Annotated in this window: 20 protein-coding genes; 15 read left to right on the top strand and 5 right to left on the bottom strand. The window is 44.7% G+C overall.

Going from position 1 to position 24,949, the window contains the following annotated elements:
* The first annotated feature begins 10 nt into the window (after window positions 1-10).
* Both FFM64_RS00270 and FFM64_RS00265 read left to right on the top strand, forming a co-directional pair.
* Entirely contained in the window at window positions 11-1,435 is a 1,425-nt protein-coding gene (locus FFM64_RS00270; protein ID WP_137606012.1) for an amino acid permease, read from the top strand.
* Window positions 1,436-1,544: 109 nt separating this feature from the next.
* A complete protein-coding gene (locus tag FFM64_RS00265; protein ID WP_137606011.1) occupies window positions 1,545-2,135 on the top strand; it encodes an ECF transporter S component in 591 nt (196 codons plus the stop codon).
* 60 nt (window positions 2,136-2,195) lie between these two features.
* On the opposite strand, the gene FFM64_RS00260 is transcribed toward FFM64_RS00265, so the two are convergent.
* Together FFM64_RS00260 and FFM64_RS00255 are read right to left on the bottom strand one after the other, a co-directional pair.
* Window positions 2,196-2,372 (bottom strand): hypothetical protein, encoded by a 177-nt coding sequence (locus FFM64_RS00260; RefSeq protein ID WP_137606010.1) that lies wholly within the window; start codon window positions 2,370-2,372, stop codon window positions 2,196-2,198.
* 78 nt (window positions 2,373-2,450) lie between these two features.
* Window positions 2,451-4,811 (bottom strand): KxYKxGKxW signal peptide domain-containing protein, encoded by a 2,361-nt coding sequence (locus tag FFM64_RS00255; protein ID WP_137606009.1) that lies wholly within the window; start codon window positions 4,809-4,811, stop codon window positions 2,451-2,453.
* Between the two features lie 456 nt (window positions 4,812-5,267).
* Here FFM64_RS00255 and FFM64_RS00250 point away from each other — a divergent pair, with 456 nt between their 5' ends.
* From FFM64_RS00250 to cydC, 4 genes are all read left to right on the top strand, one after another.
* Entirely contained in the window at window positions 5,268-6,707 is a 1,440-nt protein-coding gene (locus FFM64_RS00250; RefSeq protein WP_137606008.1) for a cytochrome ubiquinol oxidase subunit I, read from the top strand.
* Window positions 6,700-7,695 (top strand): cytochrome d ubiquinol oxidase subunit II, encoded by a 996-nt coding sequence (gene cydB, locus FFM64_RS00245; RefSeq protein ID WP_137606007.1) that lies wholly within the window; start codon window positions 6,700-6,702, stop codon window positions 7,693-7,695. Before FFM64_RS00250 ends, cydB begins: the two co-directional genes overlap by 8 nt.
* A gap of 117 nt (window positions 7,696-7,812) precedes the next feature.
* On the top strand, window positions 7,813-9,546 hold the full coding sequence (cydD, locus tag FFM64_RS00240; RefSeq protein WP_137606367.1) for a thiol reductant ABC exporter subunit CydD: 1,734 nt from the start codon (window positions 7,813-7,815) through the stop codon (window positions 9,544-9,546).
* Window positions 9,546-11,288 (top strand): thiol reductant ABC exporter subunit CydC, encoded by a 1,743-nt coding sequence (cydC, locus tag FFM64_RS00235; RefSeq protein WP_137606006.1) that lies wholly within the window; start codon window positions 9,546-9,548, stop codon window positions 11,286-11,288. Before cydD ends, cydC begins: the two co-directional genes overlap by 1 nt.
* Window positions 11,289-11,828: 540 nt before the next feature.
* Here cydC and FFM64_RS00230 read toward each other — a convergent pair.
* Both FFM64_RS00230 and FFM64_RS00225 read right to left on the bottom strand, forming a co-directional pair.
* Complete coding sequence (locus tag FFM64_RS00230; RefSeq protein WP_137606005.1) at window positions 11,829-12,077, bottom strand: DUF3781 domain-containing protein; 249 nt, start codon at window positions 12,075-12,077, stop codon at window positions 11,829-11,831.
* Between the two features lie 17 nt (window positions 12,078-12,094).
* The gene (locus FFM64_RS00225) at window positions 12,095-13,072 is read right to left on the bottom strand and encodes a polyprenyl synthetase family protein (protein ID WP_137606004.1); all 978 of its coding nucleotides are present in this window, start codon (window positions 13,070-13,072) and stop codon (window positions 12,095-12,097) included.
* A 120-nt stretch (window positions 13,073-13,192) separates the two neighbouring features.
* On the opposite strand from FFM64_RS00225, the gene FFM64_RS00220 reads away from it, so the two are divergent.
* Together FFM64_RS00220 and FFM64_RS00215 are read left to right on the top strand one after the other, a co-directional pair.
* A complete protein-coding gene (locus tag FFM64_RS00220; protein ID WP_137606003.1) occupies window positions 13,193-14,104 on the top strand; it encodes a 1,4-dihydroxy-2-naphthoate polyprenyltransferase in 912 nt (303 codons plus the stop codon).
* Window positions 14,105-14,189: 85 nt separating this feature from the next.
* Complete coding sequence (locus FFM64_RS00215; protein ID WP_137606002.1) at window positions 14,190-14,666, top strand: hypothetical protein; 477 nt, start codon at window positions 14,190-14,192, stop codon at window positions 14,664-14,666.
* Window positions 14,667-14,765: 99 nt separating this feature from the next.
* Here the strand turns inward: FFM64_RS00215 and FFM64_RS00210 are convergent, their stop codons facing one another.
* Window positions 14,766-15,740 (bottom strand): Gfo/Idh/MocA family protein, encoded by a 975-nt coding sequence (locus tag FFM64_RS00210; protein WP_137606001.1) that lies wholly within the window; start codon window positions 15,738-15,740, stop codon window positions 14,766-14,768.
* A gap of 133 nt (window positions 15,741-15,873) precedes the next feature.
* Between FFM64_RS00210 and FFM64_RS00205 the strand changes: the two genes are divergently transcribed.
* The 7 genes from FFM64_RS00205 (at window position 15,874) to FFM64_RS00175 (ending at window position 24,914) form a co-directional block, all read left to right on the top strand.
* Window positions 15,874-16,515: a glycoside hydrolase family 73 protein gene (locus FFM64_RS00205; protein WP_137606000.1), complete on the top strand. Its 642-nt coding sequence runs from the start codon at window positions 15,874-15,876 to the stop codon at window positions 16,513-16,515.
* A gap of 76 nt (window positions 16,516-16,591) precedes the next feature.
* Window positions 16,592-17,176: a xanthine phosphoribosyltransferase gene (locus FFM64_RS00200; RefSeq protein WP_137605999.1), complete on the top strand. Its 585-nt coding sequence runs from the start codon at window positions 16,592-16,594 to the stop codon at window positions 17,174-17,176.
* A 22-nt stretch (window positions 17,177-17,198) separates the two neighbouring features.
* Window positions 17,199-17,744, top strand: a complete 546-nt coding sequence (locus FFM64_RS00195; protein WP_137605998.1) for a DUF2179 domain-containing protein — start codon at window positions 17,199-17,201, stop codon at window positions 17,742-17,744.
* 101 nt (window positions 17,745-17,845) lie between these two features.
* Entirely contained in the window at window positions 17,846-19,018 is a 1,173-nt protein-coding gene (locus tag FFM64_RS00190) for a 5-(carboxyamino)imidazole ribonucleotide synthase (protein WP_137605997.1), read from the top strand.
* 399 nt (window positions 19,019-19,417) lie between these two features.
* Window positions 19,418-21,676 carry a DNA helicase PcrA gene (gene pcrA / locus FFM64_RS00185; protein WP_137605996.1) on the top strand — a complete coding sequence of 753 codons (2,259 nt, stop codon included), beginning with the start codon at window positions 19,418-19,420 and terminating at the stop codon, window positions 21,674-21,676.
* A 23-nt stretch (window positions 21,677-21,699) separates the two neighbouring features.
* Window positions 21,700-23,742 carry an NAD-dependent DNA ligase LigA gene (ligA, locus tag FFM64_RS00180; RefSeq protein WP_137605995.1) on the top strand — a complete coding sequence of 681 codons (2,043 nt, stop codon included), beginning with the start codon at window positions 21,700-21,702 and terminating at the stop codon, window positions 23,740-23,742.
* Entirely contained in the window at window positions 23,739-24,914 is a 1,176-nt protein-coding gene (locus FFM64_RS00175; RefSeq protein WP_137605994.1) for a CamS family sex pheromone protein, read from the top strand. The genes ligA and FFM64_RS00175 overlap by 4 nt, the downstream gene beginning before the upstream one ends.
* The last annotated feature ends 35 nt before the right edge of the window (window positions 24,915-24,949 follow it).

The raw sequence follows: 24,949 nt of genomic DNA, 5'->3' as shown, positions 1-24,949 counted from the left end.
CACTCATTTGATGAAAGCGTCACAGCGGTTATTGGTGAAAAAGCCAGTGAATCCCGCAAATTTTAATAAGAGTGGTTTGGCAAAGTCGCTTGATGCCTTTAGCCTAACCATGATGGGGGTTGGGGCGATTGTTGGCTCCGGGATCTTTATCACGCCTGGGATTATTGCGGCGAAATATGCTGGTCCGGCTGCGATGCTGTCATTCGTGATTGCTGCGGCCGTCTGTTCGTTGGCGGCATTATGTTACGCTGAATTTGCCTCAACGATTCCATTAGCAGGGAGTGCCTATACATACGTCTATACGGTTTTTGGTGAGTTCTTAGCGTGGATTTTAGGTTGGTCCTTAATTTCAGAATATCTATTTGCCGTCTCTTCGGTAGCGGTTAGTTGGTCTGCTTACTTTCAAAACCTACTCAGTGGTTTTGGCATTAAGTTGCCGGAATTCTTATCAGCGGCGGCTGGGACTGCGGGATCACCACATGCCGGCTTTAATTTGATTGCGTTTATCGTGGTCTTAGCCATCTCGTTACTGTTAGTTGGTGGCGTCCAAGAATCAACACGGGTCAATTCAATTATGGTTGTGGTAAAGATCATGGTGATCGTCTTATTTATTGGCGTAGCAATCTTCTTTGTCAAGCCTGCTAATTTCCATCCATTCATGCCGCATGGGGTCCATGGCCTGGTCAAAGGGGCGTCATTAGCCTTTTATGCTTATATTGGATTCGACGCAGTTTCGACGGCTTCAGAAGAAGTTAAGAATCCCAAGCGTGATATGCCAATTGGGATTATCGGTTCGTTGATCGTGGCTTCAATTCTATACGTTGCCATGGCAGCCGTGTTGGTCGGCGTGGTACATTATACGAAATTAAACGTTGGCGATCCGGTGGCGTATGCCTTAGCTGTCATTCATCAAAACTGGGCAGCCGGAATTGTCTCGTTAGGTGCAGTTGTTGGGATGACGACTGTTTTGATTGTCATGCTCTATGGTGGGACCCGGCTGTTATTTGCGATTAGTCGGGACGGTTTGTTACCGAAAGCATTTCGGACTTTAAGCCCCAAGACTAAAGTGCCAGTGAAAAGTACTTGGATCTTTGGCATTATTGCTAGTATCTTCGCGGCGGTAATCCCATTGGATAAAATTGCTGAATTGGTGAACATTGGGACGTTATTTGCATTTGCAATGGTTTCGATTGGGGTCGTTTTCTTGCGGAAGCATGAAACCCTCCAACAGATCAATAGTTCATTTAAAGTGCCATTCTATCCAGTATTACCAGTCGTTTCATTCTTAGCCTGTCTGTACCTGATGATCAATCTACAAGTTTTCACTTGGCAGATGTTTGGTATTTGGATTACGATTGGGATTATTATTTATTTCGTTTATAGTTATCACCATTCTCGCATTCGTGAACAATTGCGGGAAGAAGAGACCAAATAGCGCCAGTCAAAGCGAGTCCAATAGCGGCTCGTTTTTTAGTAGTGTCAGCTTTCATCCAATGCTATAATTGAGTCTATTATTAAGACGAACTTTCAGGGAGGAATCACGAATGCAGCGACGATCCAATGCGTATCATATTAGTATTTTGGCAGTCTTGATTGCCATTGTGATTGTTCAAAATGTGGTCCCGTTTTTCGGCTATATTCCAATTCTGGGATTAAGCCTAACCACGATTCATATTACAGTGATTATTGCGGCAGTGGTCCTTGGACCGAAGGATGGTGCGATAGTCGGTGGTGCCTGGGGGTTAATTGACTGGTTACGTGCATTTATCGCACCAACGAGCGCTTTGGCACCGCTAGTATTTACGAATCCCTTAGTTTCAGTGCTCCCGAGAATCTTGATTGGGGTGGTAGCTGGTTGGGTGTTTATCGCACTTAAGAAGCATCTAAAGCCGGCACTCAGCTTAACATTTGCCGGGGTAGCGGGCTCGCTGACAAACACGTTATTAGTTCTTGGATTGATTGGCACGTTGTATCGCCATGCTGCTGCCGGATTTTATCAGGTTGATTTGAGCAAACTGATGCCGTATTTGCTAGGAATTATCGGAACAAATGGGGTACCAGAAGCGATTCTAGCCGGAATTTTAGTGCCACTGATTGGTGGCCCGTTGTTACGGTATCGTGGGCATAAGCAGTGAGTTAAATAAAGCTGTCAATAAAAAATGGATTCGAGGATTATTTCCCCGAATCCATTTTTATTAGTCAATTGCTTTAACTTGCTTTTGACTAATGATGACTTTGTTGTGGTACTTATCCACAATTTCTGGATCAGTACTTTCAAATGTAATTAAATATGAATTGACGTAGGCTTTGGCAATCTCGCCTGTAAAGTCTTGCCCTTCAAGCTTGAAAGCCACTTTTGTGCCGATTTCCATGCGTTGGCCTCTTCTCTGGTTAATGCCATTAAATATAGCACGGATTAACGGAATGTCAACTGACCTAACAAGTCTGGTTTAACCAAAGATTTTAGCAAAACGACGGCGTAGTCCGAGGAAGAGTCCAGTAGTCATGGTCATGATGCTGGCGCCTAGGGCAACGAGACCGTTGTGCGCTTGATCATCGGTTTGCGGTAAGACAGTTGCTGTAGTAGCAGTTGTCTGCGTTTTAACTGTGGTATTGGTATTATTATTAACCAATGCTTTGATCGTGGCGTGAACAGGTGCGACGGTAACCGCCTGAGTCGTGTCATGTAATAGACTGGCAGTAACTGCGGAACCACTATGATCATTGGCAACTAATTTTTGATCAACTTGAGCTAAAGCTGCCTTGATTGTGGCTTTTTTGCTAGCCGTTGCGGCTGCTTCAGAAGTAGTACCACCGGCTTGGTCTGAGTTGAGGTTATCATCGGTGACAACCGTCTGGGCATTGTTGTGATTGTCTGTGTCAATGTTAGCTTCTTTGGTTGTTGTTTCAGAATCACTGGTCGTCGCTGCGGTGTTGTCGTTCGTGACGACTTCACCGGTATCCACATCGGTAGGAGCAATACCCCCATCAATGTCGTTGTCATCTTCAACTACCGGTAAGACAACTGGTGTTTCGGGAACACCAAGTGCTTCAGCTAAAAATGATTTCAGATGGTCGGTGTATTGTAAGATCGCCCCATTGGCCATGGCATGACCACCAACTTGTCCAGGGAGAATCCAAACGTCCTTAATTTTAGAATTATTTGCGGCTGCCAATTCTAATGAATTTGTATAAGGAATAAAGTTGTCATCTTCGGTGTGAATTAACATCAATGGTACCGTGACCTTGCTTGCTGCGGTGGTCCCAGAAATATCAGCCAATGAGAAGCCTTGCTTTTGCTGTAATTCAGCATCAATGTCGGCTACAATTTTATCGTAAGACAGGAATGGCAAGCTAGTAATGGCTGGTAAACCAAACGATTGTAACTTAGCAGAGATTGCGCCGATGGCATTTTGGTAAAGGCTACTGCCCAAACCTGGCATCGTTGCATAACCGGCATCAGAAATAACCGCCTTAACAGATTTAGATAGGCCAGGAACGGATGCAGCTTCGATAACGGTATCGGCTCCTAGAGATTGACCATAGAAGACAACTTCACTATCAGCACCGTTCCGAGCGTCAACCATTTTAACCCAGTTGAGCCAGTCATATTTATCTTGATAGCCAAAAGTGATGTCGTTGCCGTCACTTAAAAATTGACCACGTTGACTTGGCATTAAGACGTTGTAGCCCAAGTCATACCAAATTTTAGAAACATAGCCGATCCAATCGGGTTCTTCAGTCCAGCCTTGTCCGATGACCACGGTCTTAGTTGAATCACCATTTTGGATATAAGTGGCCCGAACGAGCTGAGTTGGGTTGTTGTATTCTGGTAGTTCCCAAGTTTCTTTATTAACATTTTTATACCAAGTGACCGCTTCGGGATAATAGGTCTCAGAAGCAGCACGGTCAGCAGCGTATGCTACTGGGTCCAAACCAGTCCAAAAGTCTGAAACCGCGTAACGGCTAGGATCAAGCAGTGTACGGAACTTAGAGAGGGCTTGCGACCCAGAACCGGTAAAGGCAACCTGATACAGTGCCTTGGCAACCAGTGAACTGGCAATGTCGGTTGGCAACTCTTTTAAGTTGCTGATCATTTCGTCTAATTTGGCTTTGACAGCGGGGAATTTGCTACTGTTCTCTGCAGTTGCCCCAAGATCTTTCACGGCTGCCACGATATCGCTTACATCTAAGGTGACTGTCTTAGTGACGGTTTTAGTTGTGGTGTCAACACTCTTCCAAGTCACGCTGTAAGGGCCGTTCTTGGTTACCGTGATGGTGCCATGGTTATCTAATGTCGTGTCATCGGTGGTGTAGACGGGACCATGTTCGTTAGCAACCACTGAACTAGCCTGCACTGCCGGGGCAGTTGTTGGTTGAACTTTCTCAGTTAGCGTCGTAGTTGGTTGCGTGCCATCGTTGACAGTTGTGTTCGCAGCTGGTTCAGCAGGCACAGCCGGCGTGGTTGGTTTGACATCATCGTTAGTCACTGTCGTCGGTTGTGTCTCTTCGACTGGTGGTGTCACAACTGATGGGACTGTGGTAGGCATATTTGCCGTTGTGGTTGTTGGTTGAGTAGCCGGTGCTTCGACCGTTTCAGTTGGTGTCGTCGGCGCTGCCGTGGTAGGTTGAACGGTTTCTGAGACGGTTGTGGGCGTTGGTAAGGCATTGGTTGCCGCCATGGCATTTGTGGTCAACATTAAGCCACTTCCAAGCCCAGCGACAGTGATGCCGGCGTAGACCCAACGTCTGCCAGGCTTAAACATCTTGAAATGTGTTGTGGTGGGAATCCCCGAAGTTGTTTGATTCATATACTTACTCCTCTTAATAATTTATTCTATTCGACATTATGAATATACCATGTGAAAATGCGTTTAGTTCAATTTACGCAAGGATTCACCGACAAATAAGGCGGTTTTCAATGAACCCGGTAAGTTGTTCATAGTTAAAACGATTAATTGTGAAAAATAGTTACAAAAAGACTGATATACCGCTATTTGATTGAATTTGGCTCATATCGTTTTTGTGTAAAATTGTTCAATCTACCGTTATCCCACTGTTAGCAGCAATCTGGGCAAAAATGATTGTCAACTAACAAACTGAATAACAGGACCAACGCGGGTTTGAAAATTAGCGTATTTGACTAATTTTCGAATAAAAGTTGAGATTGATTGAATTTTCACTTATCAGTTGATATGATAGGGGTGAATCGATTGGTTCCGCTTACGCAGGTGAACCAACTAGTTTAATAAAAAGGGGGGACCTTTATGAATCTCGGATTAAGTATTTTATCCTTAGCGCGGTTCCAATTTGCGATGACAACGGTGTTTCATTTCTTCTTCGTGCCATTATCAATTGGGTTAGCATTAGTTGTTGCAATTATGGAAACAATTTATGTTGTAAAGAAAGATGTGCTTTACAAACATATGGCGCAATTCTGGGGACGGATTTTCTTACTTAGCTTCGCCGTCGGGGTTGTGACGGGGATTATTCAAGAATTCCAATTTGGGATGAACTGGTCTGATTATTCACGTTTTATGGGTGACATTTTCGGGGCGCCACTAGCGATTGAAGCGTTAGTTGCGTTCTTCATGGAATCCACGTTTATTGGGCTTTGGATGTTTGGTTGGGATCGTTTCAATGCCAAAATCCATTGTGCATTTATTTGGTTAACATCGATTGGGACTATGATCTCAGCGATGTGGATTTTAGCGGCAAACAGTTTCATGCAAAATCCAGTCGGGTTTATGATCAATGCTAAAACTGGCCGTGCACAAATGACCAGCTTTAGCGCAGTTATCAAGAACCCGCAGCTCTGGGTCGAATTACCACACGTGTTATTCGGTGCCTTTGTGACTGGATCATTTGTGGTTGCTGGGATGGCGGCCTTTTCACTACTCAGGAAGAAGAATGTGACCTTCTTCCGTAAGTCACTCAAAGTCAGTTTGATTATTGGCCTGGTTGCAACTTTAGGCGTTGTTGCTGTCGGTGATTTGCAAACGCGTTATATCATTAAAGAACAACCGATGAAGTTTGCGGCAACCGAAGGCTTATACAAAGACTCTGGTTCGCCAGCCGCTTGGTCCATTATTTCTGGTATGGATACCAAGAATCATAAAACCAATTGGTCTGTTGAAGTGCCATATGTCTTGGATATCTTGAGTTATCACAAACTATCTGGGAATGTTAAAGGTCAGAATACGATCAATAAGGAATTCCACGCGAAATATGATAAGAAGTTTGGTAAGAACATGAACTACTATGTGCCAACCAAGACTTTGTTCTGGAGTTTCCGGGTAATGACGATTTCTGGTGGGTTATTCGCCTTAATTGCGATTGTCGGGTTGATCTTTAATCGCGCCAGTTCAGATTTGATTATGCGTCAACGTTGGTTCTTATGGGTCCTTGGCATTTGCACGTTCTTACCATTTGCTGCCAATACAACTGGCTGGTTGATTACTGAATTAGGTCGTTATCCATGGGTTGTCTATGGGTTGTTAACGATTGCTGATGCGGTTTCACCAAATGTCAGCGTGGCGTCCTTATTAATTTCCAACATTGTTTACTTCTGTGTCTTCAGTGGTCTTGGCGTTGTCATGATTGTCTTATCACGACGGGCTTTGCATCATGGTCCAGATGACTTGTTGAAAGCCGCTGATGACGCACCATATGATCCTTATGGTAAGGGGGCGCTCAGTCATGAGTAACTTACAACTATTATGGTTTGTGCTAGTTGGCGTTTTATTTAGTGGTTTCTTCTTCCTGGAAGGATTTGACTTCGGGGTTGGGATGACGATTAAGAGTTTGGCCCAGACACGTGCTGAACGAGATGTTGTGATTCACACCATTGGTCCACATTGGGATGCCAATGAAGTTTGGTTAATTACTGCTGGTGGGGCGATGTTCGCTTCGTTCCCAATGTGGTATGCGAGCTTATTCTCCGGTTTTTATCTGATTTTACTTTTGATCTTGGTTGCCTTGATTATGCGGGGCGTTTCGTTTGAATTCCGAAGCCGGATGGAAAGTGATGCCGGTCGAAACTTTTGGGAATGGGCAGCTGCGATTGGGAGTTTCTTGGCAGCCTTCCTATTTGGGATGATGTTCACCGCGATGGTCAAAGGGATGCCAATCAATGCGCATGGCGACATGACCGCGCACTTCACTGACTACGTCAACCTATTCTCGATTGTTGGTGGGGTTGCAGTTACTTTGCTCTGCTACTTGCATGGGTTAAACTTTATTCGCCTAAAGACGACCGGGACATTGCGTGCCCGGGCCTTACAATGGGCTAAACCATTATATTGGGTATTGTTTGCTGGTGAAGTGGTCTTTGCCATTCTCTTGTACTTCAATACTGACTTCTTTACGAAGAAACCAATTTCAACTTTGATTTTGGTGGTGGTATTAGTTGTCTTGACTTGTTTAGCCACTTGGGGTGTTTATGGTAATCATGAATGGTTATCATTTATCAGCAGTGGGTTATCTTTGATTGATGTCGTTGTGCTGTTATTTAACGGTTTGTTCCCACGGGTCATGGTCGCTAACAATTCAGTTAACAGCATTTTAATTAAGGATGCTTCGAACTCACCATACACGTTACACTTGATGACTGTGATTGCTTTGAGTGTCTTACCAATTATGTTGGTTTACTTCATTTGGAGTTATTGGGTTTTCTACAAGCGTTTAGCTTCCTAGTGAGTTTTACCCACCAAATCATTAAAGCGGTGGTACAATTAAATTGCACGAACAGGGTCGTGACTTGGCCGAGTGCCAAGTCACGGCCTTTTAATATTTTAAGCGGGGGTGACGGAGATGTTTGATCCGGCGCTATTTAAACTTCCCGGAATGCGGCGGTTAACAGTGATTTTAGCCTTGTTGGCCGTGGTTGAGGGAATTTGTATTATTATCCAGGCTCAATTTCTATCCCTAGCGATTGTCGGGCTTTGGCAACTTAAGACGTTGGCAACGATCGTCCAACCAATGCTAATCTTTGCAATTGCTTGGACAGCTCGTCAATTGTTAGTTGTCTTTAAAAACCGATTGATGTATCCCATTGTTGAGAAAACCAGTGGTGACATGCGTCGTCAGGTGATGCAAAAATTATATCGGTTAGGACCAAGTTACGTTGCCAAGACCGGGACGGGTAATGTCGTGACCACCGCGTTAGAAGGCATTGATAAGGTGCAGACTTACTTAATGCTGGTGGTCATCAAGGTGATCGATATGATGATCATTCCGTGGGTGATTTTAATCTATATTGCGTGGCTACGTTGGCGTGAAGCGTTATTCTTGTTAGCTATCTTTCCATTAATTATTGTTTTTATGATTATTCTTGGTTACGCAGCGCAAGCGAAAGCCGACAAGCAATATGTCGGGTACCAACGGATGTCGAATCATTTTGTCGATACGTTACGGGGACTGCCAACTCTGAAGCAATTGGGGCTCAGCAAACAGTATGCTTCAAATGTTTATCAAGTGAGCGAGGGTTATCGTAAGCAAACGATGGCGGTTATTAAAGTTGCGATGTTATCCACATTTGCCTTGGACTTCTTCACAACACTATCGATTGCCGTAGTGGCAGTCTTCTTAGGCTTTGGTTTAATCAATGGCACGATTACGTTGTTGCCAGCGTTGGTCATCTTGGTGTTGTCACCAGATTACTTTTTGCCATTACGGACGTTTGCGAGTGACTACCATGCGACGTTGAATGGTAAAAATGCGTTTGCGGATGTGCAAAAGATGTTAGCGCTGCCGGTACCGACTCATCGTGATCAATTAGGTACAGAACCATTGGATTGGCAAGCTGGCAGCCGTTTGAGCTTAAGTCAGGTCGATTTTAGTTATGATGACGAACAACCGGCTTTAAAGCAACTGAATTTAACCGCGCATGGTTATCAGCGAATCGGGATTATCGGGGCGTCTGGCTCAGGTAAATCGACCTTGATCAACTTGCTGGGGGGCTTTTTATCACCAATGCCTGAACATGGCACGATTGAAGTGAATGGGCAAGCGGTCAGTCATCTGAATCAGACCGCTTGGCAACAGAGTTTCTTCTATATTCCTCAAAGTCCATATTTATTCCATGCGACACTGGCGGAAAATATTGCCTTTTATCAGCCAGATGCTGGCGTGAGTGCGATTGGACAGGCGGCAGCCAAGGCTGGTTTGACTGATTGGATCAAGACACTACCAGATGGCTTAAACACGCAAATTGGTGAAGGTGCCCGTGGGGTCAGTGGCGGACAAGCCCAACGAATTGCATTAGCCCGAGCATTCTTGGATAACTCACGGAAGATTCTCTTGTTTGATGAACCCACAGCCCATCTAGACATTGAAACCGAAGCTGAATTAAAGCAGACGATTTTACCCGTTTTTGAAAATCACTTGGTCTTTTTTGCGACTCATCGGTTACATTGGATCAATCAAATGGATTATGTGTTAGTGCTGGATCACGGTAAAATTGTCGAACAAGGCACGCCAGCTGAACTGGTAGCGCACAACGGCGCGTATGTTCGATTACGTGATGAAATGGTAGGTGCGATCTGATGAAAGCCTTTTTTGAAACTTTTAAGCATGATACTTGGGTAATGCCTTATCTGCGTAAGTATAAAAAACTATTAACATTAACACTCTTTCTGGGACTAATGACGTTTTTCTGTGGGTCGGCACTGATGTTTAACTCCGGTTATCTGATCAGTAAGGCGGCTCGCCATCCATATAATATTTTGATGATTTATGTCCCGATTGTGCTAACCCGTGCCTTTGGGATTGGTCGTCCTGCTTTTCGCTATGCAGAACGAATCACAAGTCACAATTGGGTGCTGCGTATCGTTTCAGATTTCCGAAAAAAGCTCTATCAAGCAGTTGCGAAGCACGCTGTAGCGATTCGCCAGAACTTTCAAACCGGTGATGTCCTCAGTATTTTAGCGGATGACATCGACCACATTGAAAATCTCTATCTGCGGACCGTTTTTCCAACAGTGATTGCCTGGCTGATGTATCTGGTTATTGTGATTGCACTGGGCTTCTTCAGTTGGTGGTTCGGGTTATTGATGTTACTAATGCTTGGATTGATTGTGATTGTCATGCCATTGTGGTCGGTATTGCTAAATGGCGCGCGTGAAACACAGAGCCGTAAGATTCAACAGACGTTTTATACACAGTTAACGGATGCTGTGATGGGCTTAGGCGACTGGTTGATCTCTGGTCGTCAAGCTGATTTCAACGATCGACAAACGGCGCCAATTGACCAAATTGCGACCATCCGGCGTGCGGATCACCGTTTCCAGTGGTGGCGCGACTTTACAATTCAATTGTTATTTGGAGTGATTTGTCTGGCATTATTAATTTGGAGTAGCTTTTATTGGACGACCGACAAGGCCAGCTCGAATTGGATTGCGGCATTCGTTTTATCGGTCTTTCCATTAGTGGATGCGTTCCAATCTGTGAGTCAAGGGGTCAGTGAATGGCCAAGTTATCAGCGCTCAATTCGGCGGGTCAACGCGTTGGATACGACGCCGACGGATGAAACTGATCAGACGAGTTTGACGGAGCCTTTTAGCAGTTTGCAGGTTGCAGATTTGGATTTCCAATACACGGCCGGCAATCGTCAAATCTTTAAACATTTGAATTTGAGTTTGACTGCGGGCGAAAAACTAGCTCTATTAGGGCCATCGGGTACCGGGAAGAGTACGTTGCTTAAATTAATTTTGGGCGATTTACAACCAACCAATGGCAGTATTCAGTTAAATGATGTGCCGATTAGCCGTCTACAAAATGAACGCGCCAAGTTATTCGGTGTGCTCGACCAACAGCCGTACTTATTCAATACGTCGATTATGAATAATGTCCGGATGGGAAATCCAGACGCGACGGATGAACAAGTTAAAGCGGCCTTGAAATCGGTCGAGTTAGCGCCACTGATTGAAAGTTTGCCGGCCGGTTATGACACGGTTGTCGAAGAAGGTGGCGCGCGTTTCTCTGGTGGTGAACGTCAACGGATTGCGTTGGCTCGTATCTTGCTGCAAGACGCGCCAATCATTATCTTGGATGAACCAACGGTCAGTTTGGATCCGATTACGGAAGCGCATTTGTTGGCAACTGTTTTCCGAGTCTTGCAGGATAAAACAATCTTGTGGGTCACCCATCATTTGGCCGGAATTAATTATGTCGATCAAGTTCGTTTCCTGGAAGCTGGGCAGTTCGATATGGCGGGGACACCGCAGGAACTTTATGCGACCGCGCCTCGGTTTAAACGGTTGTATGATTTGGATCAAGGGAACGACTAAAGTCTTTCTAAATTTCAAAAACAGTGTAACGACCCCGCAACCGAGTCGTTACACTGTTTTTGAGTTAATTACTAAAGGCTGTAAGCTAAAAGTTACCAGTCTGCGCCACGCTGTCAATAATCAGGTGGTGAGAGCTAGTCGATTGATACCGCTTCCGGTTGTTGCTGATAACATGCGAACGAGGGACCGGTTCAAGCCTCAGCAACGTCTTGAACCTCGCCCGGAAGCTTTGCCAAAACCGCAAATCTCCCGGACCGTCCGTGGTGTAAGACCGGCAGAAAACACCGGTCAAACGCCACCTGCACGTTCGATGCTATCAGCAACAACCTCCAGCTAATCAGTGGTTATCAGTTGATTACGTTTAGCAGAGTCAGTCAAAATCGGTGTGCAGTACACCAGACCGTGCTGTGGCTGGCGGTGTCCCCCACAGCACACTGGCTTTGACTGACGGAGTGCTAAATTTAGGTGAGTCTAGACGTAATGGTTACTGCTACCTTTGCGATGTTTTTGAGCCTTTCAACTTTTAGTTAATTAGGCAACTTAAAGGGCGTTTACCGTAATTAAGCGAGTGTTATTTGAATTAATGACAAGTTGGATTTGATGGCGCAGATTACTGACATAGTAATTTTTACCGCGCTTTTCAATTGAACTGGTCATATCAGTGAGAATTGTGGCGACCAATGTTCGGATCTCGGCTGGACTCAGATTGGTTCCAAGCTTCTTATTCACTCGTTGATAGACGAGTTCAGTGTAACAAACAGCTTTTTCGAGTTCAGTTAATTTTGACATGGCTTTACTGACTTGCACTAGTGATTTCGAACTAGGAGTTGTGTGACCAGTCGGCGGATGGTTTGCTGCGTTGCGCCAGCGGGCAAGTCGTTAATTAAGCTCAAGGCTTGTTGCGTGTACCCAGTCGCCAGCTGTTGAGCCTGTGTGACGCCGCCGAGTGCAATGACTTGATCGCGAATGTTCAGGAGCTGGTCGTTGTTAATCTCAGCACCTGGCATAGGAAGTTGCTCAGCTAAGCTAGGATCGGTTTGCAGGGCATAAATTAGGGGGAGTGAATAGACACCATCTTTCAGGTCACTCAAGACCGGTTTGTGGGTCAACTTTTCATCGCCTGCATAATCCAAAATATCATCAAGCATTTGATAGGCGAGTCCAAGTTGGTGTCCAATCTGTCGCGCTAATTGAACGATTTCTGCGGGAGCCTTGGCCAAATGGGCCCCTTGTTCACAGCTCAAACTAAATAAACGAGCGGTTTTGCCAGTAGCGACGGCTAAGTAATCGTTCAGTGTGGTGCTTGGATTAAAGTTATGTGCCATTTGGTCAAGTTCACCTTGCAAGATACCACGCATGGCCGCAGTGTTGCGAGTCACGTCGTCGCGACTCAGCGCTGCAATCAGCACTTGGTCAAAGTAACAGGTGAAGAGTAAATCACCGGCATAGATGGCGTTGCGCTGTCCATAGTCTTGATGAATGGTCGTAACGTGCCGCCGTTCTTTCGCTTCGTCGATCACGTCGTCGTGAATTAATGTGGCAACGTGCAATAACTCCATTGCTGCCGCACCAGCTTGTAACCGTTCAGGATTCTGGTCGGTGCCGTACGTGCTAAATAAATAAAAAAATCCTGGTCGTAAAAATTTTCCCCCGGCAGCTAGAAGCTCGTGAACCCGATCGTTAATCTCAGGGTTGTTTATTTGAACTTGCGCTAAAAGGTACGGTTTTAGCGCCTTTAACTGTTGATGTACTGGTGTATTTGGTTGCCAGATACTCTGAATCATACTTGTTCACCCCGTCGGTGGGGGTGTGTCAAAACTTGCAGCCCCACGCATTCTAAAATACAATCTAACTTAAAGGTACAAAACACTTGAAAACTTGTCAATCAAAAGGAGAGTCAATTCTTGAAACCGAAAGTTTTTCTAGAGTTCGTGGAGATAAAATCACTCATTGCGAGTGTCTTACCATTTGTCTTGGGTAGTTTGTATGCTGTTTATAATTATCATCAAGTTCATTTGGGTTATTTAATCTTATTTTTTATTGCTTCTTCATTATTTCATATGGCAACGAATGCCAATGATAATTATCAAGACTTTTTACATGCGCCACGGGACGCTGCCAACCAAGAATTCTTGGAAGATACTAACGTCGTCGGTGCCAATCAGATTTCAATCAAACAGGCGCGCACATTGACCTTTGGACTGGGTGGTATCTCGCTGATTTTGGGAATTTGGCTAGTGACGCAGACCGGTTTGCCGCTATTGTGGATGGGAATTTATTCTTATGCTGTGGGTTACTTTTATGCCGGCGGACCCAAGCCAATTTCATCGGGGCCTTTCGGTGAATTTTTCTCGGGTTTCACGATGGGATTTATGATCTTCTGGATTTCGGTTTATATCAATACTTATGATGTTGCGCCAATTACTTGGCAGTCGACATTGAATGTTTTGGTTTCTGCGGGATTGGCAATTTTTGCGATTTCAAATATTATGCTGGCTAACAATATTTGTGATATGGATGAGGATATTGCGTTGGGTCGGCATACCATCGTCTCCTATTTTGGTAAACCAGTAATGCTCCAAGTTTTTGCTTGGAGTTACATTGTAGGTTATATTTGTCTGATGGTCGCGGTTTGGATTGGTGTCTTACCAAAGCTTAGTTTGTTGACCTTACTAAGTGTGATTCCAGTGTTGAAAAATACGCGTCAGTTCATGCATAAGCAAGTTAAACGAGAAACCTTTATCTTAGCAATCAAGAATGCCAGCATTATTTGCTTGTCATTCGTAGTATTCATGGGTCTTGGGTTGATTTTTTAAGCTGTAATTTGAAACAGCTGGGGTTACTTCTGTGGCAATGATTGTTACAATAAGAGTCATAACGTGGAAGTGAGGTGAACGACACATGTTAATCTTAAACGGAATTTTAGCTTTGATTGCGATCCGCAACGTCGGTGCTGAGTCGCAATTGGAGATTCGTTCAAAATATCGTTGGGGACAATTAGTTGTTGCTGGATTATTGGTTATTTTTGGTGCTGGCACGACTGGCGGGTTGACAAGTTTTGCTGACCTGTTGTTTTGGTCATTATTTATGTTGATCAATATTATGATGGGGACCGGTGGGGTTGCAGCTCACAGACTTGTTCTACCTGGTGCTTGGTTTCGGCGAACAATTAAGTTTGATGAGATTGCTGGCATTGAAATTGCGGCGATCCCAACGATTCCTGCCCTTGAGAAGAAGACCCGCGTAATCGTGAAGTTCATCTTAAACTCACATCGAGAAATCAGTCTAGTTTTTAGTGGGACGGTTACAACAGTTCAGGCAGCGTTACAGGCGAAATTTGGGCAACGTGTTGCCATTGAAGTTTCTAAATTTGAATAGTGAATGATAAGTACGCTGATGATGAGTCATAATCGGCGTGCTTTTTTGATGTTCAAAGCAAAAAGAGCCTGATTTCTCAGACTCCTTAGTGATAACTATTTATTTTTCAAATGGATACTGGTAATCCCATTGGTTGCGTGCTGCCGTCATGACAGCCATGACATCCGTGGTTTTGACCAAACTTGTATTTAGCAGTTGGCCTGCAACCATCTTCTGCATGTCAGCAATTTCATAGTTCATGGCTTGTTTACTGTCACCCGCCTGAATGACAGTTGTTTCACCTGATGAATCCGTGAACAACGCTTGAGCAGCGCGAGGATAGCTTTCAATGGTAAAGTAGCCTTTTTCGTAGGCGACAATTCCTTGTTTAGGCATCTTGGCCCGGAAGGTCAGTGCGACGGTTGCCAGTTCGTTATTGGCGGTGCGTAAGCTAATGGTTTCGGCTTCATCGACGCCCGTTTCGGCGCGATGCATGGTCGTGCCGGTAATATAAGGCGTTGCGGTTAAAAATTCACGTACAAAGGCGAGGGCATAGACCCCAATATCTAATAATGCCCCGCCTGCCAGTGCGGGATTGAAGAAACGATTGGTTGGGTCCAATTTCTTATAACTGCCAAAACTAGCCTGAACCATTTTTAAAGGACCTAAGTCATGTTCACGCGCGAAGTCATGCAATTTTTGATATAGTGGCATGTGATAGAGTGTCATAGCTTCGGCTAAGACTAGCTGATTTTTGGTAGCTAAGTCAGTTGCTGCGGTCAATTGGGCACTTGTCATGGTGATGGCCTTTTCACTAAAAACATGTTTACCGGCTTCAAGTGCTGGTATAATCGTGTCAATGTGATAATTGTGAGGTGTCGCCACGTAGATGATGTCAACCAAGGGGTCAGCAAGTAGGTTGTCGAGCTGGTCATAAGCTTTAGGAATGTGATGTTCTGCTGCAAATACATCCGCTTTGGCTTGTGAACGTGAACAAACTGCATAAATCTCACCATCAGGTTGATCAAAATACTTAACGAAACTGTGAGCAATATTGCCGAGTCCGACAATCGCCCAGTGAAATGTTTTAGGCATAGCAAGATCCTCCTCAGCCTAGTTTTAGGAACACGTTCATTTTAGCAGAAAAATGACTTTTTTAACGTTTTAATTTAGATGAAAAGTCGTTAAAATAGGAAGTAATCACGATTTGTAGAAAGGAGTCGCTCGCATGGCCAAAAAACGGCAACCAGCAAGAGGCATTTTAATCAGAAATCAGCGGATTCAATGGGTGAATGTCTTAGTTGCCATTTTAGTTCTTGGCAGTTTGGGTTGGTCAATCAAGGCTAAACTATTAGCGACTTCCGAGCCAAGTACGACTGTCAGCAAGCCCGCGACACCGATTTTGACGCACACGGCGTTTATTCAAAAATTAGTACCAGATGCGCAGGAGATGCAGGCGAAATATCATGTGTTGGCGAGTATCAGTTTGAGTCAGGCCATTCTTGAGTCAAATTGGGGTCGGAGCACGAATGCAACTCAGAATAATAACTTGTTTGGTGTCAAGGCTAACGCTGGTGAAAAAGGAAAGCTGATGACGACTCAAGAATATCATGATGGGGACTATCACAATGAAAAGCAACGTTTTCGAGTGTACGACAGTTGGCATGAGTCGATGGTGGGACATGCAAGAAAGCTAGCGTATGGGACGACTTGGGACAAAAATCACTACCAGGCAGTCATTCAGGCCACTGATTATCAGACTGCAGCCGAGGCGCTAGTGACTGCTGGTTATGCGACCGATCCGAGTTATGCACAAAAATTAATTAATATTATTCAAAAATATGACTTACAACGGTATGATAAGAAGTAAGTCAGTTAAAATTAACTAAGTATGAAAAGGCTACCGGTTTAATCCGTTAGTCAATCAGAATTTTCAGGAGGCTATTATGCGACAACTTGAACAACGCATTTTGCAAGACGGTCGGGTGTTACCTGGCGAAGTATTAAAAGTCGATGGTTTTTTAAATCATCAAGTTGATCCCGATTTAATGTTTGCCATCGGTTCTGAATTTGCGCACTTATTCCGAGAACTCGGTATTACCAAAATTTTAACCGTTGAATCTTCTGGAATTGCACCGGCCGTGATGACCGGATTACAGCTCCATGTCCCAGTGGTGTTCGCGCGTAAGCACAAATCTGTTACGTTGATTGACGACTTATTCACGGCTGAAGTTTATTCATATACGAAAAAGACGTCGAATCAAATTTCGATTTCTAAGAAGTTTTTAGGTGCGGCTGATAAAGTTTTGATTATCGATGATTTCTTAGCGAATGGTCAAGCGGTACAGGGATTATTTGAAATCTGTGACCAAGCGCATGCGGAAATTATGGGCGCCGGGATGGTGATTGAAAAAGTCTTCCAGACCGGTCATCAAATGATTAAAGATCGTGGTGTACGGTTGGAGTCCTTGGCACAAATCACTTCATTTGAGGGCAATCGGGTTCACTTTGCTTCTGAAGCGACTGATTAGTTAAGTGAAAGCTGGCGATAAGATGCAGATTGATTTTGGCATGTTGGGCCTTATTTTTGTCATTAATTTTGCTTATATTACGTTGAATACTTTGCGTTTTTTACTGGTCATGCGCGGGTATCGTTATTTTGCCGCATTCATGTCAGTGATAGAAATTACAATTTATGTGCTCGGCTTATCATTAGTCTTGAATCGACTAGATAATCCGATTAATTTAATTGTATATGCGCTAGGTTATGGGGTCGGTGTCTACGTTGGGATGATGCTGGAAGACAAGCTGGCACTTGGTTACACTATGATTTCGGTTATCTTACCGGACCCGAAGTCACCGTTGCCGGCTGTCCTGAGAAGTAACGGGTTTGGCGTCACTCAGCACGTTGCCTATGGTTTGGAGGGTGAACGGTTAGCCCTAGAAATTTTAGCCCCCCGTAAGAATGAACGCCGGTTGTATGATTTGATCAAGACAACCGCCCCGAACGCCTTTATTATTGCGTATGAGCCTCGCTATATCTCTGGTGGTTTTTGGTTAAAACGAGTCAAACGTCGAAATGCTCGTGGAAAAAGGTAAGCTAGGGCTTGCAACCGCGCGGTGTGGAACGTATGATTATAAACGGATAAGAATTCCGAAAAAATTTAAATTGATTTAATGAGAAGAAAGTAGGGACGAATGTGGACAACTCGGTTTTAAATCCAGGTGGTACTTTAGGCATTATTGGGAATAGTACCAACGGTGTTGGATTGGTAATTGCCGCGCGTAATGCTGGCATTAATGTCGGGGTTTACGGTGATGACGAAAATACTGAGACCATGGAACTGGCAGATTTTCGTGTTGTCGGAGCCCTCAATGATCAACAACAGTTACAAAATTTTGCTGAACGCTGTGATGTCGTGACCTATGAGTCAGAAACAGTTGATGCGTCAGTGGTTAACTTTTTAGCCGGCCATACGACCGTGCCACAAGGTGCAGATGCTTTAGAAATTATGCAAGACCGTTCACTCGAACGCGCTTTCTTTAGTCAATTAAACTTGAATGTGGCGCCTTCCGCAACCATTGTAAGTTTAGATGATGTTTATCAAGCGATTGGGTCAATTGGTTATCCAAGCATTTTGAAGCCAATCCAAAAGGGACTGGGTCAAAATCGCCAGCTTGCCATCAAGACGCAAACTGATATCGTTAAAGCGGCCGATTTACTCGACTGGGGGACTTATTTGTTGGAATCCCTGATTCCCTATGATAAAGAACTTTCGGTTGTTGTTGCGAAAACACCGACTAGTACAGAGTATTTTCCAATAGTTGAAAATCGGTACCGTGATCATCAACTGATGACCACGATTGTACCGGCTCAAATTGATGGAGCAGTCGCTGATGAAATCTTACGGATTACGAAAGAAATCAGTGACAATCTCAGCTACACTGGCGTGTTTGAAGTTGCCTTCTTCTTAACTGAGAGTGGTAACTTATATGTTAAACGGGTGGTACCCGCGATGCATCAAGCTGGGTATGTCTTTGACCGGGCGACAAATATTAGCATGGCTGAGCAGCATTTGCGGGCAATCGCTGGATTACCGTTGATGCCGATTAAGTTATTACAGCCAGTTGTTGTGGTCTACTTCACGACGGCTCAGGTGAATGGCATTCGAACCCAATGGCAGATTAAACCAAACTGGTTCTTTAATTTCTATCATCGAACGAAGTTACAATCTGAAAAAGCAGTGGTTGCTGGCCATGTCTTGGTCGAAGCTGAAACTGTGAAGGAAGCCTTGGATCAGATTGATGATACTGGGATTTGGCGAATTGATCGTCCAATTAACATCAATGATGCCACGCCCACGAGTGAGTAGAATAAAATGATTTTTTTTGATAGTCGTTGAACCTGAAATGGTTGACGGCTATTTTTCGTTTTTTTTTACCGCCAGGGGATCTCAATTCTGATTGCCCCCAATTGACCTTGATTTTAGTTGTCCAATTGGTTTGTTCTGAAGTGAGGACGGTTATAATGAACTTAGTGTGTAGGGGTTGAACTCAGATAGCGTAGGTTGAATTAAATAGCCGAAACGTGCAAAAATCGGCCGACCACTCCGCTTGCTACGCTAGGCCGTGAATGCCTAACCCGCATTGACGACTTAGTTAGGCAATACTCATGGTCGAAGCGCCGGTTTTTACACTCTTGTCCCGAGCATAAACGCCCAAAATTTGCTATAATATTTACTGACTGATTTTTAGAAAGGGTGGCGAACAGCGTGTCGAAAGAAAGCCTATTGGCAGGAATGAATGACAAGCAGCAAGAAGCCGTATTAGACACTGAAGGACCGCTACTAATTATGGCCGGTGCCGGCTCTGGGAAGACCCGAGTTTTAACGCATCGAGTAGCCTATTTAATTGAAGAAAAAGGGGTTAATCCCTGGAACGTTTTAGCAATTACATTTACGAATAAAGCTGCCCGCGAAATGCGTGAACGGGTCGGTAAGTTATTGGGTGAATCTGCTCGCGATGTATGGGTTTCTACGTTCCATGCTCTGTGTGTACGGATTTTACGCCGTGACATTGAGCAAATTGGATATAGTCGTGCTTTTACGATTGCCGGAACGAGTGAACAACGGACATTAGTTAAACGAATTTTGAATGATCAAAATATTGATTCTAAAAAATTCGATCCGCGTTCAATCTTATCCGCAATCTCCAATGCGAAGAATGATTTGCAGACCCCTGCGATGTATAAGGAGTCGGCAGCCAGTCCTTTTGAGAGCATTGTGGCCGATGTTTACGATCAATATCAACATGAATTAGCAGCAGATCAGGCAGTCGATTTTGACGACTTGATCATGTTGACAATTCAATTATTCAAGAGTCATCCAGAGACATTAGGCTGGTATCAGGATAAATTCCATTATATTCATGTCGATGAATATCAAGATACCAATAATGCGCAATATACCTTAGTCAATCTGCTCGCTGAGAAATATAAGAATCTCTGCGTGGTTGGTGATGCAGATCAATCGATTTATGGTTGGCGTGGCGCGAACATGGAAAACATTCTTGATTTTGAAAAAGATTATCCACAGGCTGACAGTGTCATGTTGGAACAAAATTATCGTTCCACGAAGACGATTTTAGCGGCGGCGAACAAGGTGATTAATAACAACACCACGCGTCGTCCTAAAAAATTGTGGACTGAAAATGATGAGGGTAGTCAGATTTCTTATTATCGTGGTCAAAGCGAAAATGATGAAACCCACTATGTCATTTCTAAGATTCAAGAAGAAATGGCAGAAAATAAATATAATTATGGCGATTTTGCTATTCTTTATCGAACCAATGCGCAATCCCGTGTCATGGAAGAATCACTGGTTAAAGCTAATGTGCCGTATACGATGGTCGGTGGTAACAAATTCTATGATCGTAAGGAAATCCGGGACGTGTTGTCGTACTTAACTTTAGTCGTCAATGACCAAGATTCCATCAACTTTGAACGGGTCGTGAATGAACCGAAGCGTGGCATTGGTCAGACGAGTGTCGATAAGTTGCGGGCATTTGCGGATGAAGCGGGCTACTCCATGTTGGAAGCCGCTAGCAACGTCGATATGGCGAATGGCATTTCAACCCGCGCGAAGGGTGGTATTGCCAAGTTCGCCGCGACGATGAATGAGTTGCGTGCGATGCGCGAATTCTTGTCAGTTACTGATTTGACGGAAGAAATCTTGAAGCGTTCTGGCTATATGAAGGCTTTGAAGGATGCCAAAGTAGCCAAACCACTGGAATCACAGACACGTATCGAAAACATTGAAGAATTCTTATCTGTCACGAAACAATTTGATGATAGTTATCAACCTGAAGATGAAGAAAGCGACAAGTTTGTTGATTTCTTAGCCGATTTAGCGCTGGTTTCTGATGTGGATAACGTGGAGGAAGAACCCCAAGCAGTAACGCTAATGACGTTGCATGCGGCCAAGGGACTCGAATTCCCGGTTGTTTTCATGATTGGGATGGAAGAAGGTATCTTCCCGTTGTCTCGTGCCATGATGGACGAAGATGAGCTGGAAGAAGAGCGTCGATTGGCCTACGTTGGGATTACGCGAGCGGAGCAGAAACTCTACTTGACCAATGCGTACTCACGGATGCTGTATGGTCGCCGTCAAAGCAACCAGGCCTCACGATTTGTTGAAGAAATTGATCAAAGCTTGATTAAGAATGATAATCAATTAGAAGGCGGCATGACCGGTGGACCAGAAGTGCCATTTGCCACCAAGAAAGCTTTGACACCACGCTATAAGAAGAATCCGGTCGGGACTCGCCCAACCGTTAAAAAGGCTAGTGGGACTGGTGCTGATAAGAACAGTTGGCGCATTGGTGACAAAGTCACCCATCGTAAATGGGGAACTGGGACAGTTGTTAAAGTCACTGGTGCCGGTGAAGATGCTGAGCTGGACATTGCATTCAAATCAGAAGGTATCAAGCGTTTATTGGCAGCCTTTGCGCCAATTCAAAAAGTCCAAGATTAAAAATCTTTGAGGGGGCTAAACAGATGGCAAAAGAACCCATTGCATCTTTAAATGCAACCGCGGCAGCCGCTGAAGCAGCGGACTTACGGGTTGAGCTAAATCAGTGGCGGCGCGACTATTATGATCAGGATGCGCCTAAAGTTGAAGATGATGTTTATGATCGTGAGTATGCTCGCTTAGTCGCGTTAGAAACGGCTTTTCCAACCCTTGTGACGCCGGATTCGCCAACCCAACTCGTTGGCGGGACGGTTAAAGCTGGCTTTACAAAGGTTCAGCATGAAATTCCAATGTTGTCACTTGGTGATGTCTTTTCGCACGGCGAGTTACAAGAATTTGATGATCGTTTGCGTCAAAATGTGACGGAACCCTTTGACTATAACTGTGAGCTCAAAATTGATGGCCTGGCGCTCTCATTGCGCTATGAGAATGGTCGACTTGTTCAAGGGTCGACGCGTGGCAATGGGACGATTGGTGAAGATATTACGCAAAATATCATGACCATCGACTCTATTCCACATCAACTCAGTCGTCCATTGACGATTGAAGTTCGTGGCGAATGCTACATGCCTAAGGCGGCGTTTGCCGCACTCAATGAGCGCCGTGAAGCTGCCGGTGATCCTATCTTTGCGAATCCACGGAATGCTGCGGCTGGGTCATTGCGGCAATTAGATACCAAGGTGACGGCTGAACGTCAATTGAGTACGTTTATGTATAACGTGGCAGATTACGACGTGTTAACGGCACGGACACAAAGTGAAATGCTGACAGAGTTTGCAGATTTGGGCTTTGCAATTAATCCGGACTTCAAAGTCGCTAAGTCGATGGCGGATGTTTACAGTTACATTGACCATTATCAAAATGAACGGCCAGACCTGCCTTATGGCATTGATGGTATCGTCATTAAGGCTAATCCATTGCCTTTACAACGGTCATTGGGTGCGACGGTCAAAGTACCACGTTGGGCGATTGCATTCAAGTTTCCACCTGATGAGCAACCAACCTTGCTTGAGGATGTAGAATGGACGGTCGGTCGGACCGGGGTAGTCACACCAACTGCGGTGATGACACCGGTTCAGTTAGCCGGAACAACGGTAGCTCGGGCTTCGCTGCATAATCCAGATTACGTGCAAGCTAAAGACGTACGGCTTGGTGATACAGTGCTGTTGCACAAGGCTGGCGATATTATTCCAGAAATTGCTTCAGTCGATTTGAGCAAGCGGCCTAAGGATGCCGAGCCGTTACCAATCCCAACGCACTGTCCATCCTGTGGGGCACCGTTGGTCCATTTGGAAGATGAGGTCGCATTGCGTTGTATTAATCCTAAATGCCCCGCTCAGGTTCAAGAAGGCCTAGTCCATTTTGCCTCACGGAATGCGATGAACATTGACGGCCTTGGTCCCAAATTGATTGCGCAACTCTATACCAATAAATTGGTTACCGATGTTGCTGATTTATATCGGCTGACCAAGGATCAATTATTGGGATTAGATAAAGTAAAGGATAAATCTGCTGAAAATCTCTTGACAGCGATTGACCGTAGTCGCAATAATTCACTAGAACGGTTATTATTCGGCTTGGGTATTCGGCATGTTGGGGCCAAGGTCGCCCGATTGATTGCGCAACATTTTGGCGCCATTGAGCCGTTAATGGCTGCCGATCAAGCTGAAATTGCGGCAATTGATTCGATGGGTGATATTATTGCGAATGCGGTGGTGCAATATTTTGACAGTGCGGATGTTCAAACACTGATTAGTGAGTTGCAAGCTGTACAAGTTAATACCACTTATCAGGGCCCTAGTGAAACAGCAACCGAAGATAGTCAAAGTTGGTTTGCTGGTAAACGAGTCGTCTTAACCGGGAAGTTACAAAGCTTTACTCGTCCAGCCGCAACTGAATGGCTGGAAAAACACGGTGCCACCGTGACTGGCAGTGTCTCCAAAAAGACCGATTTAGTTATTGCGGGCGCCGATGCGGGTAGCAAGCTACAAAAAGCACAACAATTGGCAGTGACTGTCTGGGATGAAGCTCGGTTCAGCACGACAATGAGGGAGGATACAGAAGCGTGAACATTAAACGCATACGCACAGTTGGGTTAGTCGCGGTTGTTGCGATTGCCTTAGCAGCTTGTGGAAATTTAAAAAACTCATCTTTTGGGTCGAATAGTACGAGCACGACCACCACGGGTTCGAAGGAAACGACCACGACGGGGACGACGGATACAGATTTTTATCAAGGGGTTATTAAAAATGGTCGCTACACGACGAGTAAGTCGCGGGGTGTCGTTGTGGCTCAAAATGATAATGTGATGAACTTGAAGAGCTTTGAAACCGGCCTCTTGGATGTCTCGAAGAAGCAATTCTCGACGAGTAAGTACGTTTACCAAGAAGGGCAGTATCTGAATACGGCTACGGTCCAGAAATGGTTAGGTCGGAAATCAAGCTCAAATCCAAACGGGTTAAATCCGGTTAACAATGGTAAAAAAGACGCGAATACGCGGAATCCAATTTATTTACAACAATTGGAAGAACAAGATTATATGATTCAAAATGGGAGTAAAGTGAGTCTTGGCGGGGTCACCGTTGGACTTGGGATGAACTCAGTCGATTACTATACGAAGGTTCAATATGGTGCGACTTATCAGACAACGATTTCAGATACGGTCTTAACTGAACAAGGTAAGAAGATGGCGAATACCGTGCTACAACGGTTGCGTCAAAAGACGGCCTTGAAGAACGTCCCAATCGTTTTAGCACTTTACAAGCAGTCTTCAAATGATAGTCTAGTAGGTGGGAACATGGTGGCCTATGCGGTTTCAAAGAATGGGTCAACGTCCATTTCTAACTGGAAGGCGTTGAATTGGCAAAACTATGTGTTCCCAGCAACTTCTGAGTCGAAGAACACTGGCGCGAATAGCAATGATGAAGCTGATTTCAGCTCATTTAAGTCGCACGTTCAGAACTTCTTCCCGAACTTGTCAGGTGTGACGGCGAATGCCCATTACAAAGACAAGTCCTTGAGTAAGTTAAGTGTTAACATCACCACTAAATTTTATAGTGAGACCGAAATTATCAGCTTTACGCAATACGTTGCGACTGCTGCTAAGCGGTACTTGCCATCTGGTGTGCCGGTTGAGATCACCGTCAAGAGTGCCAATGGTGACGTCCAAAGCTTCTTAGCGCGGACGGCCAAAGGGAGTTCTTATTACACCCATGTCTTTAGTGACCAAGGCGATAACTAATTAATTGATTAAGTAAGCAATGTAGAAAGAAGGAA

The organism is Lactiplantibacillus daoliensis, from assembly GCF_005405005.1.
Taxonomy (GTDB): domain Bacteria; phylum Bacillota; class Bacilli; order Lactobacillales; family Lactobacillaceae; genus Lactiplantibacillus; species Lactiplantibacillus daoliensis.
This window is presented reverse-complemented; position numbering and strand designations above follow the sequence as displayed.